The 18,356-nt window shown below is 67.1% G+C and carries 9 protein-coding genes; 2 read left to right on the top strand and 7 right to left on the bottom strand.

Annotated elements, in window-relative coordinates; genetic code table 11:
- Window positions 1-43: 43 nt before the first annotated feature.
- Window positions 44-6,586, top strand: coding sequence for a DUF7933 domain-containing protein (locus tag P1K30_RS00835; protein WP_275630774.1), 6,543 nt, complete (start codon window positions 44-46; stop codon window positions 6,584-6,586).
- 135 nt (window positions 6,587-6,721) lie between these two features.
- Here the strand turns inward: P1K30_RS00835 and P1K30_RS00830 are convergent, their stop codons facing one another.
- The 3 genes from P1K30_RS00830 to P1K30_RS00820 form a co-directional block, all read right to left on the bottom strand.
- Entirely contained in the window at window positions 6,722-7,786 is a 1,065-nt protein-coding gene (locus P1K30_RS00830; RefSeq protein ID WP_275630773.1) for a GGDEF domain-containing protein, read from the bottom strand.
- A complete protein-coding gene (locus tag P1K30_RS00825) occupies window positions 7,783-8,370 on the bottom strand; it encodes a heme NO-binding domain-containing protein (RefSeq protein WP_275630772.1) in 588 nt (195 codons plus the stop codon). The genes P1K30_RS00830 and P1K30_RS00825 overlap by 4 nt, the downstream gene beginning before the upstream one ends.
- Before the next feature lie 87 nt (window positions 8,371-8,457).
- A complete protein-coding gene (locus P1K30_RS00820) occupies window positions 8,458-10,227 on the bottom strand; it encodes a DUF4153 domain-containing protein (protein WP_275630771.1) in 1,770 nt (589 codons plus the stop codon).
- A gap of 156 nt (window positions 10,228-10,383) precedes the next feature.
- On the opposite strand from P1K30_RS00820, the gene P1K30_RS00815 reads away from it, so the two are divergent.
- Window positions 10,384-13,557 carry a valine--tRNA ligase gene (locus P1K30_RS00815; RefSeq protein WP_275631545.1) on the top strand — a complete coding sequence of 1,058 codons (3,174 nt, stop codon included), beginning with the start codon at window positions 10,384-10,386 and terminating at the stop codon, window positions 13,555-13,557.
- 192 nt (window positions 13,558-13,749) lie between these two features.
- Here the strand turns inward: P1K30_RS00815 and ispG are convergent, their stop codons facing one another.
- The 4 genes from ispG to P1K30_RS00795 all read right to left on the bottom strand — a co-directional run bounded on the left by ispG (window position 13,750) and on the right by P1K30_RS00795 (window position 18,331).
- Window positions 13,750-14,883 (bottom strand): flavodoxin-dependent (E)-4-hydroxy-3-methylbut-2-enyl-diphosphate synthase, encoded by a 1,134-nt coding sequence (gene ispG / locus P1K30_RS00810; protein ID WP_275630770.1) that lies wholly within the window; start codon window positions 14,881-14,883, stop codon window positions 13,750-13,752.
- A gap of 145 nt (window positions 14,884-15,028) precedes the next feature.
- The gene (locus tag P1K30_RS00805; protein WP_275630769.1) at window positions 15,029-16,294 is read right to left on the bottom strand and encodes a helix-turn-helix domain-containing protein; all 1,266 of its coding nucleotides are present in this window, start codon (window positions 16,292-16,294) and stop codon (window positions 15,029-15,031) included.
- Between the two features lie 111 nt (window positions 16,295-16,405).
- Complete coding sequence (gene hemA / locus P1K30_RS00800; protein WP_275630768.1) at window positions 16,406-17,629, bottom strand: 5-aminolevulinate synthase; 1,224 nt, start codon at window positions 17,627-17,629, stop codon at window positions 16,406-16,408.
- A gap of 105 nt (window positions 17,630-17,734) precedes the next feature.
- The gene (locus P1K30_RS00795; protein WP_275630767.1) at window positions 17,735-18,331 is read right to left on the bottom strand and encodes a 5-aminolevulic acid synthase; all 597 of its coding nucleotides are present in this window, start codon (window positions 18,329-18,331) and stop codon (window positions 17,735-17,737) included.
- Window positions 18,332-18,356 lie beyond the last annotated feature (25 nt).

Genomic DNA, 18,356 nt, shown 5'->3' with positions numbered 1-18,356 from the left:
TTGTGCCTTCCCCTGCGACGTTGAAGATATGCCGGGGACCCCCATGCGCACCACCGCACTTGCGAAATGCCTTTCCGCCCTTCTGCTGAGCCTTGCCGCCGCCCTGTCGGCGCAGACGGCCGAGGCGCAGCCCACGTTCTCGGCGGCATTTTCCCCCGACACCATCGGCCCCGGCGGCAGTTCGGTACTGACCTACACGATCACCAACGGCTCTGGCGCGCCGGCGACCGATCTGGACTTTACCAACCTCTTCCCGGCCGCGATCACCGTCGACGACCCGGCCAGCGCGTCGTCCACCTGCTCGGGCGGCACCCTGACAGCCACGGCGGGCAGCGGCAGCGTGTCCTACACCGGCGGCGGGGTCGGCGCGGGTACGTCCTGCGCCATCTCGGTTCGGGTGACGGCCACGACGCTTGGCGCGCATACCAACCCTGCCATTACCCTGACCAGTTCGGCGGGAAGCTCGGCGAGCCTGCCCGACGACCTGACCGTCAATGACGCGGTTCCGGGGTTCTCGAAGACGCTATCCCCGTCGTCCGTTGGCACGAACGACACCGTTGCGCTGACCTACACCCTCGACAATACCGCCAGCGCGAGCCCGGTCACAAACATCGTCTTCAGCGAGACGTTTCCGACCGGTGTCGTCATCGAGGCGCAGCCTAACTTTACGACCGACTGCGGCGGCTTCAACAGCATCATCTCGGCCCCTGCGGGAGGGAACCAGATCAGCGTGACGCTGCAGGGGTTTAACAGCCCTGGCAACTATGTCGTCGCGCCGGGTGAGTCGTGCGAGATCAGCCTGGCCATCACACCGACCCAAAGCGGCAGTTTCGAGCTGACCTCGTCCAACCTGCAATATATCGGCACGAGCGGCCCGCAGCAGGATGCCGGCGCGTCGAGCGCGACGCTTACAGTCGCATCCCCGCCGACCGGCGTTGTCGGACTGGTCAAGGACTTTGCGGACAACGCGGTCGCACCGGGCGCGACCGTCGACCTGACCTTCACCCTGACCAACCCCAGCACGACCAGCGCCGCCACCGGGATCAGTTTTTCCGACGATCTCGACGCGATGCTGGCGGGCGCGAGTGTGACGGGTGCCCTGCCGACCAACCCTTGCGGCACCGGATCGACACTAAGCGGGACGTCGGTGCTGACGTTAACGGGCGGCTCGATCGCGGCGCGCGATTCGTGCAGCTTTACGGTGACGGTGCAGGTGCCCGGCGGTGCGGCGGGCGGCGACTATGTCAACACGACCAGCTCTGTGACAGCGACCATCGACGGCGCGGCCACCACCGGCCCGGCCGACACCGATACGCTGCGCGTGCTGGACGCCTTCCCGGTCGAACTGTCGAAGGCGTTCGTGCCCGGCACCATGACTGCGGGCGACACGGGCCAGTTGGTGCACACCCTGACCAACCCCAACGGCGCGCTGAACGTGACGGACGTGGCGTTCTCCGACGACCTCACCGGGCTTTTGCCGCACCTGTTTTTCACCGGGATCGCGACGACCTGCGGCGGCTTCGCCGGCCAGTCGCCTGCGGGCGTGATCATATTGCAGGGCGGTGCGATTTCGGCAGGGGCGACCTGCACGGTCACCGCGGACTTCACGCTTGCGGCGGCGACGCCCGCAGACACCTACACCGTGACCTCCTCGACCGTCACCGGCACCTTTCCCGACGACTCGACCTTTGTCGGAGGCGCCGTGTCAGAGCAGCTGGTGGTCGAGGCCATCAGCGACCTCAGCGGCTTGACACTTGCAAAGTCCTTCGACACGGCCACCGCGGGGCAAGGCACCACCGTCGGAATGACGCTGCGGCTGTCCAACACGTCCGAGACGGTGTCGGCCACGCAGGTGTCGTTCACCGACGACCTTGATGCCTTTTACGCGGGAACCACGCTGTCGTCCGTGGTGTCGAACAACTGCGGCGGCAGTGTCAGCGGCAGTTCGACCCTGACCTTCTCCGGCGGCACCGTCGCGCCCGATACGGTCTGCGAGATCGAGGTCGCGCTGACGCTGGGTGCGTCCGCGACCGGCTCTTTCGACAACACCACCAGCAACCTGACCGCCGCCGCCGACGCTGGCGCCGCGTCCGAACTGACCGGCACCGCCGCAACGGCTTCGCTGGCGGTGAACACCTATTCGGCGCTGGCACTGGCGACGGAGTTCGTCGACGACCCGGTGGAACCGGGCGGCGATGTCACGCTGCGGTTCACCATCGACAACCCGAACACCGACCCGGCCGCAGCGGCTTCGGGGATCGTGGTCTCCAACAACCTGTCGAACACGCTGTCGGGCCTGACCGCCACCGGCCTTCCGATGGCGGCCTGCGGTGGCACGATCTCTGGGACCACGTCGTTGCTGTTCAGCGGCGGATCGCTGGCGGCCGGCGCCAATTGCAGCTTCGACGTCTCGCTGGCCGTACCGGCCGGCGCAGGGACCGGCAGCTACAGCAACCTGACCAGCGCCGTCGTCTCGACGATCGACGGCAACGCCTATACCGGCAATGCCTCGAGCACGCCGCTGGTCGTCGAGGCCGATCCGCTGTCCGTGCTGTCGTCCTTTACCGACAGCCCCGTGCTTGCCGGCGAGATCGCGCAGCTTGTCTACACCTTCGAGAACACCAGCAGCACGCAACCGGCGACCGGCATCGCGTTCACCGACGCGATCGCGACCGCCATCCCAGGCGCGACCTTCACGGTGGGCGGCAACACCTGCGGCGGCACCGTCAGCGGCAGCGGCACGGCCAGCTTCTCGGGCATCGACCTGGCGCCCGCGTCGACCTGCACGGTCACGCTGGCGGTCACCGTGCCCGGCGGCACCACGCCCGGCGACTATACGACCTCTCCGGCGGCGGGCAGCTACAGCTTCGGCGCGTCCACCCCCGCCTTCACGCCCACCGGCGCGACCCTGTCGGTCACCGACACAATCGCACCGACCTTTACCAAGACCTTCGACACGCCGGTCGCCGGGGTCGGCACCAGCGTCGACGTGACGTTCTCGATCACCAACAACGACGCGTCCACCCTGTCCGCGCTGGCATTCAACGACGACCTGTCCGCGTTCCTGTCGGGGGCGGTTGCGACCGGCCTGCCGGCAAACCCCTGCGGGACCGGCTCGACGATCACGGGCACGTCTTTCCTTGCGATGTCCGGCGCCACGCTTGCCGCGTCCGAGACCTGTACCTTCTCGGTCACGCTGACGGTTCCGGTCGGCGCGACGCCGGGCGACTACACCAACACCACCAGCGCGCTGACCAGCAACGGCCTGACCGTTGCCGCAGCGGCCAGCGACAGCCTTGAGATCGTGGCGCCGCCCGCCTTCGCCAAGGCCTTCGCTCCGGCCACCGTGGTCTTGGACGAAACCTCGACGATGACGCTGACCATCGACAACGCGGCCCAGCCCGTTGCCGCCACGTCGCTGGACGTGACCGACAATCTGCCCGCAGGCATGTCGGTCGCGACGCCGCCCAACGCCGCGACGACCTGTACCGGCGGCACCCTGACCGCCGTGGCGGGGGCCAGCAGCATGTCCTACACCGGCGGGACCGTCGGGGCGGGCGCGACCTGTACCGTGACGGTCGACGTGATCGGCGCTGCGGCGGGTGCACTGGCGAACACCACGGGCGACCTGACGTCCAGCCTTGGCAACTCGGGGCCCGCCAGCGCCACCCTGACCGTGTCGGCGGCGGTTGCGCCCACGCTGACCAAGGCCTTCGCCGTGTCGGGCGCCGACGAAGGCGAGACGGTCGACATGACGCTGACCGTCGCCAACCCCAACGCCTTCGCCACGGTGGGCAGCATCAGCCTGACCGACACCTTCCCCGCCGGGCTGGAAGCCGCCGGCACCCCGGTCGGCGATGCGGCCTGCGTCGGCGGCAGCTTTGCCGGAACCGATGGCGACACCGCCGTGTCGTGGACCGGCGGCAGCGTCGTGGCGGGCGAGACCTGCACCGTCACCGTCGCCGTGCGCATCACCGGCGACAGCGACCTGACCAACACCGCCGAACTGACGTCGGATGCGAACGCCACCGCGATCACCGCGAGCGATACGCTGCTGGTGACGGCGGGCGCCTTGCCGACGCTGGCCAAAAGCTTCTCCGAGACGGGCGTCACGCAGGGCGAATCCCTGACCATGACCATCGAGGTCGGCAACCCGAACACGCTTGTCGACATCGCGAACCTCGAGATGACCGACACCTTCCCGGCGGATCTGGAAATCTCGACCGACGCCACCGGCGACGCGGCCTGTTCCACCGGCGTGCTTGCCGGGTCGGCGGGCGACACCAGCCTGACCTGGACAGGCGGCACGCTGGCGGCGGGCGAGACCTGCACCATCACGGTCCGCGTCACCGCCACCGGCGACACCAGCCTAAGCAACACCGCAGAGCTTCTGTCCGACCGCAACACAACCGCCATTCAGGCCACCGCCGCACTGGCGGTGACCCCGCCGGGCGGGCCAGAGCTGACCAAGACGTTCTCGGCCACCACCGCGGTGCAGGGCGAGACCCTGACCCTGACGCTGGCCGTCACCAACCCCAACAGCGTGGCCGCGATGGACGGCGTGACGCTGACCGACACCTTCCCGACCGGGCTGGTGCTGGCCGGGGACGCCACCGCCGACGCAAGCTGCTCCGGCGGCACGCTGACGGGCGCGGCGGGCGACAGCGCGATCGGCTGGACCGGCGGCGTGCTGGCGACCGGCGCAACCTGTACCGTGAACGCCGAAGTCACCGTGACCGGCGCGTCCGACCTGACCAACACCGCTTCGGTCACCGCGACCGGCTTCCCCACCCCGGTGGACGCCAGCGCCGCGCTGACCGTCACCCCTGCCCCGGCACCGGGCTTCGCGATGGGCTTCGCGCCGTCGGTGATCCCGCAGGGCAACACCACCCGCGTGACCTTCACGCTGGACAACAGCGGTGCTCTGGTGGCCGCCGACGCGGCTGCCTTCGCGGTCGCCTTCGATCCCTCGCTGGTTCTGGCCAGCGATCCGGCGGTGTCCAATAGCTGTACCGGCGGCACCGTCACCGCGTCTGCGGGCGCCAGCAGCCTGTCGCTGTCCGGTGCGACGATCCCCGCCGGGGCCAGCTGTGCCATCGGCGTGTCCATCACCGGCACCGCTGTCGGCACCTTCACCGAAACCGCCGGGCCGCTGACCTCGTCGCTGGGCGCCAGCAGCACCGCGTCCGCGACGCTGCAGGTCGAGGCCGTCACCGGCGGCACCGTGACCTTCATCCAGCGCGCCGACCCCGATGGCACCTTTGGCTTCACCTCGACCGAGACGCTGCTGAACTTCTCGATCGCCACCACCGCGGGCGAAGGCAGCTATGGCCCCGTCACGCTTGCGCCGGGCCTCTACCGCGTGCTGCAATCGCGGCCCGCCGGGTTCGGCAACGCCGCCGTGTCCTGCAACGACACCGACAGCACCGCCACCGCGCAAACCGGCGAGATCGTTCTGGACGTGGCCGCGGGCGAGGCGATTGTCTGCACGCTGACCTCTGTCCAGACCGACACCAAGACGGTCGAGACGATCAACCGCTTCCTGTTCCGCCGCGCCGACCTGCTGCTGTCGTCCGAGCCGGACATGGGCCGCCGCATCGACCGCCTGACGCGCGGCTTCGGCAATGCCAGCGCGCTGCGCTTCGCGACGGGCGACCTTATGTCCTTCTCGCCGTTCGACTTCGATCCGATGTCGCTGAACTCTGACACCGTGAACGTGTCGGGCAGCCTGCTGACGATGCGGCAGGCCGGGGCAAGCCTTGCGCTGGCCCACGGCGCGACCCGCGACACCGCCTATGTGTCGAACTATCGCTGGGACGCGTGGTTCGAGGCGCAGTACAAGAAGTTCGACGACAGCGAGGGCGAAGGCCGGTTCGGGGTGATCTACTTCGGCGCCGACTATCTTGTGACCGAGAACGTGCTGGTCGGCCTGATGACCAGCATCGACATGATCACCGAGGAATCCTCCGCCAACAACACCACGGTGACCGGCGGCGGCTGGATGGCGGGCCCCTACATGACCGCGCGCCTGTCGCCGAACCTGTACTTCGACGCCCGCATCGCGGCGGGGACGTCGAGCAACAAGATCAGCCCGTTCAACACCTATACGGACAGCTTCGACACCTCGCGGTGGATGGCGCAGATGAGCCTGACCGGCGACTACCGCAAGGGGCCGTGGTCGATCCGCCCGAACGCGTCGCTGGCCTATTTCCAGGAAACGCAGGACGGCTACGTCGACAGTCTGGGTGTTGCCATCCCAAGCCAGACGATCGCGCTGGGGCAGGCCCGGTTCGGTCCGACCATCGCGGGCAACTTCGTCACCGCCGACGGGCTGTCCTATCGCCCCTACTTCACGCTCGAGGCGATCTACAACATGGGCACCACGATGGGCGTGACGCTGGCCGACGACACGCCGAATTCCGACGGGTGGCGCGGCCGGTTCCAGACCGGCGTCAGCTTCGCGCTGGAGGACGGCGCCAGCCTGTCGCTGGGCGCAAGCTATGACGGCCTGTTCCGCGACGACTACGAGGCGCTTGGCTTCAGCTTCAAGTTCGAGATCCCGCTGGCGATCACGAAGGCAGAGTGACGGGGCCGGGACGGACGTCGATGACGATTACAGGGGCCGCGGGATCTTCCGCGGCCCTTTTCTTTGCAACGGCGCCAGCCCGGCACCCTATCAAACTTGTCTGCGCGCACCTGTAGATCACGAAGCCGGAGCGGCCTATCCCTGTTGGGACGCTGACGGGGTCGGAGCGGTTTCCACGGGTTCGGGCGTGTGGGTCGTGGTCTCTCCGGCGAAGGCATAGCGCGCCCTGCCCGCGCGTTTCGATCGGTACAGCGCGGCGTCGGCGTCCTGCTGCATCCGATCCGGATCTGGGCGCGGATAATCCTGGCTAAGCGCGATGCCGATACTGCCCGAAATCTCGCACGCTGCGCCCTCGAACTCGATCGGTTGCGACAGGCGGCGCAGCAGGCGCGAGGCGATGCGGGCCAGACGGATGCGGTCGGTCAGGCGATGGAACAGAAAGACGAACTCGTCCCCGCCGACCCGTGCGACGGTATCGACCTCGCGCGTTTCCTCGCCCAGAATGGCAGCGACCTGCTGCAGGACGTGATCGCCCGCGGCGTGGCCGCGCGTGTCGTTCACCGCCTTGAACCGGTCAAGGTCGAGATGCATCAGCGCGAAGCCCTCGCGCGAGGCGGCGCGACGTTGCAGCGCCATGTCCAGCCCGCGACGATTGCGCAGCCCCGTCAGCGTGTCGGTATGCGCCTGCTCGACCGCGGCACTTTTCGCGCCGTCCAGCCGCAAGGTCAGGCGGCGCAGGTCGGCCTGCACGGCGGCGTTCGCTTCGACGAGGTACAGCATTTCCACCGTCAGGTCGGTGGGCGCGAAATCGGCGGCGGTCAGGTCATAGGCAGCCAGCGCCTCGACCGCGCCGATGCCGAAGGACAGGTTCACCAGCATCCCGCCGCCAGGCAGCGCGTGACCGTGACCCTTCAGCGTGCTGCGCGGCGGATCGCGGAAGGCAAGACCCAAGGGCGCGCCGGCGGCGGATCGGATGTCGTCGAAGGTCTTCACCCCGCGCGGCCTGCGGGGTTCGAACACCTCAAGGAACCGGCGCCCGGTCAACACCATGTCGGGCCGCAGCTTCGCCAGCGTCGGGCCGACGTGGCGGATGTGCCCGGTGGCGGCCACGGTCACCGCCATCGGCATCAGAAGGTCCACCGCCGTGCCCGGCAGCATCACGCCCTCGTCCGCCACGGCATCGGTCGGGGGCGCGGTCATCCCGCCTTCAACCTCAGATCGAAGCGGCGCCCGGCGCTGAACGCGGGTTCCGCAAGGCGGATGCTTACGACCTCGGACGCGGCGTCGCGGCCGATGTGGTCCAGCAGGACCAGCGCGCCGTAATCGTCCGCCATCGCCCGCAGCATCCCCACCATCACATGGCCGAACCCCGGCACGTCATGCGTGACGGTCAGCGTATAGCTTTCGCTATCGTGTTCCCTGAGATCCAGCACCGGCAGTTCCAGATCCGGAACCGCCAGCCGCGCGCGTTCCGGAAGTTCTTCCAGCGAGTACAGGAAATCGTGGAAATCCGGCCCGCAGAAGCGCAACAGCCGGCGCACCACCTGCATGGCGGGATGCGCGACAAGATAGGTTCCAAGGTCTTCAAGAAGCGTGTCGCGCGGCTTGTCCAGCCGTCGGCTGGCGGCGCGCAGAACCTCATCCGTGCGAGTCTCACGGTTGGGCATCATCGGCTCGAACGCTTCGGGGTCCAGCCCCGCGCCTTTCGCGATATCCTCCCACACGGGGCGGCCATAGGTGTCTTCCAGAAAACACTGGATCGACCGGATGATCATCCCGTGCATCGCCACGCCTCGCATCGTTGTCGCGGCAAGGCTAGCCGACAGCGTTTAACAAACCTTCAATCCGCGCTGGTCCCCGACGCGGCCGGGTCAGGGCAGGATCAGAACCTCTACCCCGCCCAGATCCAGCGACCGCAGCGCGGGCTGGGTAATCGCGACATCGCCGTCGATCACCCTGTCCAGCGTCGCCGCGGACAGGTCGGCGGGCACCCCGCGCAGATACCGCAGCGCCGAGAAGTTTCCGGCGTCCAGTGCGTTCAGGCTGACGACGCCCGCCGCGTTCATCGTGAACAGGACAGCCTCGTCCCCCGCGCTGTCCGGCAGAAGGTCGGCAAACATCACCACGCACCCCGGATTGCCGACCGGCGTCTCGCGGCGGCAGGCGGCCTGCCACGTCCGCAACTGCGGCAACGCCGCGCCCGCCAGAAGCGCCGGGTCCAGCGACCGGTCCGACGGCACCACCGCGACCGTCGCCAAGATCTCTGCCAACAGGCCGTTCGCCGTCTCTGTGGCGGTCGTCTCGCGGTCGGCGCTTTCGAAATCCCACCGGCTCGCCGCCGTCTCAAGCCGCGCCATCCGCTCGGCCAGTGCGTCGTCGCCGTCCCCGACCGCCCGCAACCGGTCCAGCGCCGCATCGCCGGCGCGGCCAAGGTCGCGACCGATGAACCACAGGTCCAGCGCCTCGGCGGGCACCTTGCCGGACGCGTAGCGGCTGACCTGACTGCGGGCCGACACCGCCTCGGCGTTCAGAAGCGGCGTCAGCCAAAGCGCCGCCAGCGCGATCACCGCCAGCGCCATCGCGATGTTGGCGCGGCGGACGCGCTCCATCCAGTCGCGCCGCACCACGACGGCGGCGCTGTACAGCACGCCATAGCCCATCCCCACGGCCCCCGCGCAAGCGGCGGCGACGCGGTCCGGGCTCCAGCCATAGTCCGCCACCCGCAGCCAAACGGCATACAGCGCCAGCCCCGACAGCAGCGGCAGGGTCAGCGCCAGCACCTGTGCCGACAGCCGCAGCACCCCGGTGCTGGCCGCCTCGGCATCCTCGCGGTCGATCACGGCTGTGATCAGCGTGGCGATCCCCACCCCCATCGCCAGCAGCACGGCGGCGGCGGACAGCCCGCCGAACAGCGCCGACAGCCCCCGGAACGGCAACGCGCCAAGGAACACCAGCGTCACCAGCAGGACCACCGGCATCAGCAGGCGCAGAAGCCGCAGGATAAGGAAGGGAGAGATATAGTCGGCCAGTTCCGCCACGACCGCCAGCGCAAGGCCAAGCGCGGCGCCGGTCAGCACGGGCGGCATCACCTCGATGTCCAGAATGTCTCGAATGATCTCTAGCCCGACAAGATCCAGCAGCGCGTCCGACAGGTACAGCACGACCCAGAACGCGCCGGTGAAGATCCACGCAGCCGCATAGCGCACCGCGATGTCCCACGACTGCCGGAACAGCGCCGGGTAACTGCGCCACCGCTCTTCGGGGCGGAAGGCCACCACAAGGAACGGAAGCGACAGGCATACGACAAGGCCGAAGGCCACCAGCGGATGCCCGGTGGCCAGAAAGTCGTCGACCGCGTCATAGCGCAGGCTCGCCCATGTCAAAAGCGCCGCCGGCCCAACCGACACCAGCGCCGAGACCGCCAGGGCCGCGCGCATGGCCAGCGCGCCCGACGCCGCCAGCAGGGCGAAAAAGAACGCCCCGGCCGCAGCCGTCAGGAACAGGACAAGCCGGTCGCCGTCGACAAGGCCGGGCAGTTCCTCGATCAGGAACCAGCCCGCAAGCCCGGCAAGCGCGCCCACGGCCGCCATCAGCGTCCGCCGCCCCACGACCCCGCGTCCCGGATCCGCCGCCATCGTCATGTCCGCGTCCTCTTTCCCTGACCTGTCCGGTGGTCCACCGTCCCGTACAGACAGCCTAGACCAGCCAAACGGCGCATGTAAGGCACGCGACACCCTTCCCCTTGGCCCGCCGCCGCGCTAAGTGATGGCCGATTTTCGGAAAGCGGGATGCCCCAGATGTCTATGGACAAGACCTTCGACGCCAACGATGCCGAACCCCGGATCTATGCCGCGTGGGAACAGGCCGGTGCCTTTGCCGCCGGCGCGAATGCCTCGCGCCCCGAAACCTTCTCTATCGTGATCCCGCCCCCCAACGTGACCGGCGCCCTGCACATGGGCCACGCCTTCAACAACACGTTGCAGGACATCCTGACCCGCTGGCACCGGATGCGCGGCTTTGACACCCTGTGGCAGCCCGGCACCGACCACGCCGGCATCGCCACCCAGATGGTGACCGAGCGCGAGATGGCCCTCGGCCAGGAACCCACCCGGCAAGAGATGGGCCGCGAGAAGTTCCTTGAGCGCGTCTGGCAGCAGAAGGTGAAATCCCGCGGCACCATCATCGGCCAGTTGAAGCGTCTGGGCGCGTCCTGCGACTGGGACCGCGAGGCGTTCACGATGGGCGGCGCACCCGGCGATCCCGAGCCGACGAAGCAGAATTTCCACGACGCCGTCATCAAGGTCTTCGTCGACATGTACGACAAGGGCCTGATCTATCGCGGCAAGCGGCTGGTGAACTGGGACCCGCATTTCGAGACCGCGATCTCGGATCTCGAGGTCGAAAGCACCGAAACCAACGGCCACATGTGGCACTTCAAGTACCCGCTGGCCGGCGGCGAGACCTATGAATACGTCGAAAAGGACGAGGACGGGAACGTCACCCTGCGCGAGACGCGGGACTATATCTCGATCGCGACGACCCGCCCCGAAACCATGCTGGGCGACGGTGCCGTCGCAGTTCATCCTTCGGATGAACGTTACGCGCCAATCATTGGGAAACTTTGCGAGATCCCGGTTGGCCCGAAAGAGCATCGCCGCCTGATCCCGATCATTACCGATCCGTATCCGGACCCCACCTTCGGGTCGGGCGCGGTGAAGATCACCGGCGCGCACGACTTCAACGACTATGCCGTCGCACAGCGCGGCAACATCCCGATGTACCGCCTGATGGACACCAAGGGCCACATGCGGGACGACGGCGACGACTATGCCACCTGCGCCACCCGCGCGCAGGAGATCGCGAACGGCGACGCCTTCACCGGCGCCGAGGTCGATGCGCTGAACCTCGTCCCCGACGAACTGCGCGGCCTTGACCGGTTCGAAGCCCGCAAGCAGGTGGTCCAGCAGATCACCGACGAGGGGCTGGCGGTGATGACCGTCGCCACCGACCCGCGTCTGGGCAAGGCCGCCACCAAGAAGCCTTTGGCCCCCGAAGAAGGCGGCGAGGTCGACGAGGATGTCGACGCGCTGGTGCCGCTGGTCGAGGCCAAGCTGATCATGCAGCCGTTCGGCGACCGTTCGAAGGTCGTGATCGAGCCGATGCTGACCGACCAGTGGTTCGTCGACGCCGAAAAGATCGTGGGCCCCGCCATCGACGCGGTCCGCAGCGGCGAGGTCGAGATCCTGCCCGAGCAGGACAAGAAGGTCTATTTCAACTGGCTGGAAAACATCGAGCCGTGGTGCATCTCGCGCCAGCTTTGGTGGGGCCACCAGATCCCGGTCTGGTACGGGCTGGACCTGTCCGGCGAAGGGTTCCGCGACGACGAGAACGACGGCGCGCTGGACGAGGTCGAGATCGGCCGCCTGCTGATCGAGCAGGCCCTGCTGCGCGGTGACGAACGCCACCACTGCGGCCCGGATTTCGCCCACGTCCAAGGCCAGTTCAACGACGTGCTGGCAGGTCTGCCGACGCCGCTGAACCATGCCGTCGTGGTCGAGGTCGAAGACCGCGCCGCCGCGCGGCACCTGCTGGCCGAAAGCCTTGCGGAATACAACGTCACGCAGGACCCGACCAAGCTGGTCTACCCGGTGTGGCGCGACCCGGACGTGCTGGATACGTGGTTCTCGTCCGGCCTGTGGCCGATCGGAACGCTGGGCTGGCCCGAACCGACCGAGGAAATGGCGAAGTACTTCCCGACCTCGGTTCTGGTCACAGGCTTCGACATCATCTTCTTCTGGGTCGCCCGGATGATGATGATGCAATACGCCGTGGTCGACCAGAAACCCTTCGACACCGTCTATGTCCACGCGCTGGTGCGCGACGAGAAGGGCAAGAAGATGTCGAAGTCGCTGGGCAACGTGCTGGACCCGCTGGAACTGATCGACGAATACGGCGCCGACGCGGTGCGGTTCACGCTGACCTCGATGGCGGCGATGGGGCGCGACCTGAAGCTGTCGACCCAGCGGATCGCGGGTTATCGGAACTTCACCACGAAGATCTGGAACGCCGTCCGCTTCGCCGAGATGAACGGCGTCTATGAAGCCTATGTGCCGCAAGCCGCCGCGCCCGCTGCGACGGCCACCGCGAACCGCTGGATCATCGGTGAAACGGCCCGGATCCGCGAGACCGTCGACGCCGCGCTGGACGCGTTCCGCTTCAACGACGCCGCCAACGCGCTGTACGCTTTCACGTGGGGCAAGGTCTGCGACTGGTACGTCGAGTTCGCCAAGCCACTGCTGGACAGCCCCGACGCCGCCGTGGTGGCCGAGACCCGCGCGACGATGGGCTGGGTTCTGGACCAGTGCCTGATCCTGCTGCACCCGATCATGCCCTTCATCACCGAAGAGCTGTGGCAGTCCACGGTCAAACGCGACGGGATGCTGGTCCACGCCGACTGGCCGACCTACACCACCGCAGACCTTCTGGACCCGGCAGCGGATACCGAGATGAACTGGGCGATTTCGCTGATCGAGGCGGTCCGTTCGGCGCGGGCGCAGATGCACGTCCCTGCCGGCCTTCAGGTGCCGGTGCTGCAGGTGCAGTTGGACGACGCAGGCCGCGCCGCGTGGACCAACAACGAGGCGCTGATCAAGCGGCTGGCGCGCATCGACAGCCTGACCGAAGTCGCCGAGATGCCCAAGGGCGCGATCACCATCGCGGTCGAGGGCGGGCTGTTCGGCCTGCCGCTGGCCGACATCATCGACGTGGCCGAGGAAAAGGCGCGGCTGGAAAAGACGCTGGCCAAGCTGGAGAAGGAAATCCGCGGTCTGGCCGGGCGTCTGTCGAACCCCAAGTTCGCCGAAAGCGCCCCGGCCGAGGTGGTCGAAGAAACCCGCGACAACCTTGCCGCGCGCGAGGAAGAGGCCGCCAAGCTGCGCGAGGCTCTGTCGCGGCTGGCCGAAGTGGCCTGAACCATCGGGCGACCCTTTCGGGTCGCCCTTTCTGCATCCGGCCCTGGAATGTGTCCCACCCGGCGGCACGCCGGGCAGCACCGGCCCGCCCCCCATGGGGCGGCGCTATCGCACCACCCCGCGACGCACGGCACATAGAAAAAGCGCGGGCCCTTTCGGGCGCCGCGCTTTTCAATGTCTGTTGGGGGTGCCCTACTCCGCCGCTTGTTCGGCGGCTGCGGCTTCGGCCTCGATCTGGGCGGCTTTCTTTTCGACCTCTTCGACGATGTGATCGACCATCTGGTCGTTCGACATCTTGTGGCTTTGCTTGCCGGCCAGATAGACCATGCCGCTGCCCGCGCCGCCGCCGGTAAAGCCGACGTCGGTCATCAGCGCCTCGCCCGGGCCGTTGACCACGCAGCCGATGATCGACAGGCTCATCGGCGTCTTGATGTGTTCCAGCCGCTTTTCCAGCACCTCGACCGTCTTGATCACGTCAAAGCCCTGCCGCGCGCAGGACGGGCAAGAGATGATGTTCACGCCACGGTGGCGCAGGCCCAGCGACTTCAGGATCTCGTAGCCGACCTTCACCTCTTCCACCGGATCGGCAGACAGCGAGACGCGCAGCGTGTCGCCGATGCCCATCCACAGCAGGTTGCCCAGCCCGATCGCGGATTTGATCGTGCCGGACATCAGCCCGCCCGCCTCGGTGATGCCAAGGTGGATCGGCGCGTCCGTCGCCTCGGCCAGCGACTGGTAGGCGGCGGCGGCAAGGAACACGTCCGACGCCTTCACCGAGATCTTGAACTCGTGGAAGTCGTTGTCCTGCAGGATCTTGATGTGATCCATGCCGGATTCCAGCATCGCGTCGGGGCACGGCTCGCCGTATTTCTCCAGCAGGTGCCGTTCCAGCGACCCGGCGTTCACGCCGATGCGGATCGAACAGCCGTGGTCCTTTGCGGCGCGGATCACTTCTTTCACCCGCTTTTCGTCCCCGATGTTGCCGGGGTTGATCCGCAGGCAGGCAGCGCCCGCCTCGGCCGCCTCGATCGCGCGTTTGTAGTGAAAGTGGATGTCCGCGACGATCGGCACCGGGCTTTCCTTCACCACCTCGCGCAGCGCGGCCGTCGCGGCCTCGTCGGGGGTGGACACGCGCACGATGTCGGCGCCCGCCTCGGCACAGGCCAGTACCTGCGCGACGGTGGCCTGCACATCGGAACTATCGGTGTTCGTCATCGTCTGGACCGAGATCGGCGCGTCGCCCCCAACGGGGACATTGCCGACCATGATCTGACGGGATTTGCGGCGATAGATGTTCCGCCAAGGGCGGACGGGGTTCAGCGACATGGGAAGGGGTCCTCTGGTCCCGGAAACTCAAGCCTGAGTTAGGACGGATGACACCGCGACGCAATGGACAATGGCGTGAAAGGCGGCGCGGTCCTTAAACACAAAGGGGCGGCACCGCCGCCCCAGCAGGTCCTGTCCGACCGTATCAGTCGGTGCTGATCCGCGGTTCGATCTCGGCACCGCCGATCAACGAGATTTCGAGACTAGCGACGATGCGGGCAAGCTCGCGGTTCACGGTCAGGTCCGCCACTTTGTAAGTCGAGGCAAGATCTTCCGCCCCCATCGCGATGTTCTTGACGACGCCACCCCCCGGCCCGGCCGGACCGTAGGTTTCGCCGGCCACGACGAAATAGACCGAACCCGCGTTGCCCGCACGAAGCTGCGGCGCTTCTTCGGTCTGCGGCAGTACGTATTTCTCGCCCGCGTCGAGGATCTTCTCGAACAGGATGGTGCCATCTGCGCTGCTCACGCGCACCCACGACGGGGAGACGGCGAACATCACCACGGCGGGGGCGACATCCTCGACCACCTTCACGGTGGACGCATCGGCAACCGGGGTCGACGCGGTCGGAACGGGCTTTTCGATCTGCGCGACCTCGGGCGTCTCGAGCGGCGCGGGGTCTTCGGACACGAAGCCCGCGAAATTGCTGCTGTTGCGCGGATCCAGCGTCGCGATCGGGCCATCCCGCGCGGTCAGCACCGGAACTTCCAGCGCCTGTGGACGGTACAGCCGGTCCAGCGCGTCGGCGGGAGGCGGCTCCAGTCCGGCGGATTCGGTTTCCGGCAGGGTCGTCGCCGGTGCCAGCGGGTCCAGATCCGCCACAACGCCGGGCGTCTGATCGACAGGGGTCAGCTGCACGCGCTGCATCTGCTGCAGAACCGACCAGCCGCCATAGCCCAGACCGGCCACCAAAAGCGCCAGCACCGTCAGCGAGCCCAAAGCGCCGGGTTCGATGCGGGACAGGATACCTTCGGAATGCGGCGTGAACGGGGTGTTCGGGTTCTTGAACGGATCGGCCGACACGGTGCCGCGCACCGCGCCCTCGGGCTTGCGGGTCTTCGGCGAGCTCGCCTTAGGCGATAGTCCGTGCGTGACCTCGAAGTGCCCTTCCTCGCAGAAGCGGGCATAGCACCATTCAGGGTCAAGCTGGAGATACCGCGCGTAAGACCGCACGTAGCCTGCTACGAAGCCGGGTGTCTCGAAGGCCGACGGATCGGCATTCTCGATCGCGGCAATGTAGCTGGCCTTGATCTTGAGTTCTCGCTGAACATCCAGAAGGGACTTGCCAAGCGTTGCCCGCTCGCCCCTCATCACATCGCCCAAGCGAACCTCGAAGTCGTCGAACCCGCGTGGGCCGCCTTGTGCTTCGTTTGATTCACCCGGTGGTGGAGCTGTCCGCCGCCCGATCATGCCCCGTATTAGTCCTTTTTGACGTTTCCCAGACCACCCTTGATTCGCCCCAGTGATCCCGTCTTGCTTACAAACTAACACATCCCCGCGAGCAATGCACAATTAGAACATTCACGCCGATAGCTCGGCACGATTCAGCGCACAGTGGGACCAGAGGGCGTCGAGACCCCGCACAAGGCGGTCCATCTCGTCGGGCCCGTGGACCGGCGACGGGGTAAACCGCAGCCGTTCGGTGCCGCGCGGCACGGTCGGGAAATTGATCGGCTGGACGTAGATGCCATGATCTTCCAGCAGCATGTCCGAGATCATCTTGGTGTGAACCGGGTTGCCCACGATGACCGGAACGATGTGGCTGCCGTGGTCGATGAACGGCAGTCCCAGCGCCCGCAGACGGGTCTTGAGGATCTTCGCCTGCGTCTGGTGACGGTCCCGCAGCGCCTGATCGGTCTTAAGATGACGCACCGACGCGGCAGCACCGGCTGCAACCGCAGGTGGAATGGACGTCGTGAAGATGAAGCCGGGCGCGTAAGACCTTATGGCGTCGCACATTTTCTCGCTGGCAGCGATATAGCCGCCGTGCACGCCATAGGCCTTGCCCAGCGTACCGTTGATGATGTCCAGCCGGTGCATCAGCCCGTCCCGCTCGGCGACGCCACCGCCACGGGGGCCGTACATCCCGACGGCGTGCACTTCGTCCAGATAGGTCAGCGCGCCGAATTCCTCGGCAAGGTCGCAGATCTCGCGGATCGGACCAAAGTCGCCGTCCATGGAATACACGGATTCGAATGCGATCAGCTTCGGCGCCTCGGGGTCGTCCGCTTCCAGCTTGGCGCGCAGGTCGGCGACGTCGTTGTGCTTGAACACGCGCTTCGCACCGCCGTTGCGGCGGATACCCTCGATCATCGAGGCGTGGTTCAGCTCGTCGGAATAGATGATGAGGCCCGGGAACAATTTGGGCAGAGTGCTCAAAGTCGCGTCGTTCGCGATATAGGCCGAGGTGAACAGCAGCGCCGCTTCCTTGCCGTGCAGATCCGCAAGCTCGGCCTCGAGCCGCTTGTGATAGACCGTGGTGCCCGAGATGTTGCGCGTGCCGCCCGACCCGGCGCCGGTGGCGTCGATCGCTTCGTGCATGGCCTGCAACACGACCGGATGCTGGCCCATGCCAACATAGTCGTTGCCGCACCAGACCGTGACCGGCTGCTCGGACCCGTCCGGTTTCTGCCAAGTGGCATGCGGGAAATTCCCGCGCGTGCGTTCGATATCGATGAAGGTCCGATACCGTCCTTCATCATGAAGCCGCTGCAGTGCCGCGTCGATGTGGGCCGAGTAGTCCAACGTGATTCCCCTCGGGTCTTCTTTGTTTTGTTCTAATTAAAGGCTCGACGCCCATAATCCAACATCAGGTCTAGCAGGTGTTACGATTTGCCACCCTGATCTAAATCAATCCTTTACGACCACCGCGCAATCGGTGGCGCCCTCGGTCTGCTGACAGGCGGAAAGGGCTTTAAGATCAGCGCCCTGCCCCGTTCCGGCCCCGAACGCGCCGGTGGTGGTCGAGACCGCGAAAGCCTGTTCGCCGCCGGTGTCGCGCATCGCGCCGAAGGCCCGCGTTGCATCCTGCGACAACTGGAATGCCCGGGGCGCATAGCCCGACGGGAACAGTTGCAGCGCAAGGATGCAGGCGTCCGCGTCCGGGCTGCGCGCCGCTTCGCAGGCGGTCAGCGCGGTGCGGCTGGCGGTGTCGACGTCGTGGTAGTTGAACGCGCCCTGCAGCGACGGCGACACGATGCCGTCGCCGGGCGCAAAGGCGATCGCGCCGTAATAGGTGAATTCGTTGCTTTCGACCAAAAGCCGCAGCATCTGTTCGTCTTCTTCCGACAGGGCGGCCCGCGGGTTCACCGCCACCCGCGCCGTGTCGGCCCCGAACAACATACCCTCGGCGGCGGCGCCGTCGATCGGTTGGGCCGTGACAGCCGTCGCAAGGCCCGCCACGGCAAGGCTGCTGGCGGTCAGGATGGCTAGGGCGGTCGATCGCATGGCGCGCTCCGTCGGGTTTGGCTGT

The organism is Psychromarinibacter halotolerans, assembly GCF_029168315.1.
Taxonomy (GTDB): Bacteria; Pseudomonadota; Alphaproteobacteria; order Rhodobacterales; family Rhodobacteraceae; genus Psychromarinibacter; species Psychromarinibacter halotolerans.
Note: the sequence above shows the minus strand (reverse complement) of the source record. Positions and strands in the feature narration are given on the sequence as shown.